Source organism: Saccharopolyspora sp. (assembly GCF_017434145.1).
Classification (GTDB): domain Bacteria; phylum Actinomycetota; class Actinomycetes; order Mycobacteriales; family Pseudonocardiaceae; genus Saccharopolyspora_C; species Saccharopolyspora_C galaxeae.
Genome location: NZ_JAFRFW010000923.1, coordinates 1 through 2,039 on the forward strand (window position 1 = coordinate 1; position 2,039 = coordinate 2,039).

2 protein-coding genes and 1 pseudogene are annotated in these 2,039 nt (G+C 72.6%); all 3 read right to left on the reverse strand.

The annotated features are described in order from the left end of the window. Positions 1–119, reverse strand: a pseudogene (locus IJH84_RS24895) (oxidoreductase); the annotation flags it as partial. A gap of 196 nt (positions 120–315) precedes the next feature. After that, positions 316–1,023, reverse strand: a complete 708-nt coding sequence (locus IJH84_RS24900) for a M50 family metallopeptidase (protein WP_200071897.1) — start codon at positions 1,021–1,023, stop codon at positions 316–318. Between the two features lie 139 nt (positions 1,024–1,162). After that, positions 1,163–2,039 (reverse strand): amidohydrolase (locus IJH84_RS24905; protein ID WP_295149708.1); only part of this gene is annotated, 877 nt, incomplete at its 5' end.

A 2,039-nucleotide genomic window follows, 5' to 3' on the forward strand; every position in this document is an offset into this window, starting at 1 on the left:
GCGGCGCGGTCCCGGTCGCCGGGCGGCCCGAACACGCCCGGCCCGGCCAGTTGCATGGCGCCGAAGCCGATGCGGTGCACCGGGCCGGCTCCGGGAACGTCAACAACGTCGTTCGTCACGCTGAAATGCTGCGGCACGCCTACCACGCGGAGCAAGAGCCGAGTTGACCACAATGGACTCCTCGGTGCTGCTGGGCTTGTTCGCGCAGGTGGCGGGGCTGCGGGCCAGGTGGCTTCGCTCGCCTCGGCGCCGCCGCTGAGCAGCCGACCGCGCGAGCAACTGGCACCGCCGCGCAAACCTACCTGGACGGACCCCTCAGAGCTGCGGGATCAGCAACAGCCAGCGGCCGCCGATCACCAACGCGGCGATGCCGATCAGGAACCAAACGCCGAGCCACGCCCCGGCGGGGACGCGGGTCAGCCGGGCGAGCTGGTCGGCGTCCGAGCTGGGCGCCCTGCCGCGATTGCGCTTGCCGCGCAGCTCAGCGATCGGGCGCAGTCCGCCGAGCAGCAGGAACCAGCTCACCAGCACGCAGCACACCGCCTGCCATGCGGGCGCGGCGAACCAGGACACCGCGAACAGCGCGCCGCCGGTGAGCACCACCGACAGCACCCCGTAGGCGTTGCGGATGGCCAGCAGCATGATCACCAGCAGCCCGATCGCCACCCACAGCGCTTGGCGGGCCAGGTCGAACCCGACCATGGCCGCACCGCCCAGGCCGAGCAGCGACACCGCCGGGTAGCCGGCGAACAGGGTGAACACCATGCCGGGGCCGCTGGGCCTGCCGGTGGACAGCGTCAGCCCAGAGGTGTCGGAGTGCAGCCGGATGCCGTTGAGGGTTCGGCCGCTAAGCAGCGCGACCACGGCGTGCCCGCCTTCATGGGCGATGGTGACCACGTTGCGCAGCAGCCGCCACGTGCCGTGGTTGCTGATCAGGCCGAGCGCCACCAGACCGAGCAGGAGGGTCAGCGCGCTGCCGGAGTCCAGCAGTTGCGCGGTCCAGCGCTGTACTAATTCGTCCACAGTAGACACACCTGGTCGGGGTTCGGGCCGCGCCGATCCTACGCAGCGCCCGCGGAGGTTCCGCGCGGCCACCACACGCACCGTTCCGGGGCCGAGTTGGGCGACGGAGTCCATCACTCCGGGCCGGCGCGCTGCGGCCTCAGTCGAAGAAGGCCGGGACGTCCACGGGGCCGCCCGCGGACTCGAACTCCGCGTGCACGGCGCTGCGCAGGCGGTCGTCGGCGAGGTAGTCCAGCGCGGTCAGCGCCAGCCCGACCGCGCCGTCGAGGACCGCCCGATCCCCCGCCGCCGAGCCCGCGGCAGTGGCGAACCGGGCGGTGTGCAGCGAAAGTCCCGGGTCTTCGAGACCGATCATCGGATGCATCGCGGGCATCCGGAAGCTCAGGTTGCCCAGGTCGGTGGAGCCGGTCAGGTACTCCGGCACCACCCCGCGCGGCAGCGCGTTGCGGCCGCGCCGCCCCTGGTGCTGCGCCCACCGCGCGGACAGCGCCTCGTTGTGCCGGATCGGCAGGTACGGCACCTGCCGGTCCCAGAGCAGTTCCACTCCGCAACCGGTCATCTCCGCGGCACCGCGCGCGATCGCTTCGATGCGCCCCGCCACGTCCCGCAGCGAACCGGCGTCGGCCGAGCGCACGTAGAACTGGGCGGCGGCCCGCTCCGGCACCACGTTCGGGCGCGCCCCGCCGTCGGTGATGATCCCGTGCACCCGGTCTCCGGACGGCATGTGCTGGCGCAGCGCGGCCACGCCTTGGTAAGTCGCCACGACCGCGTCCAGCGCGTTGCGGCCCATGAACGGCTGTGCGGAGGCGTGCGCGGCGATGCCGTGGAAGGTCACGTCCAGCTGCCTGCGGCCGAGGAACGGGTGCGCGGCGATGTCGTGCGAGAACGGGTGCAGCATCAGCACCGCGTCGACGTCGTCGAACAGGCCCGCGCGGGCGAGGATCTCCTTGCCGCCGCCGCCTTCCTCGGCGGGCGTGCCGAACAGGCTCAGCCGCCCCCTGGTCTGCTCCAGCGCA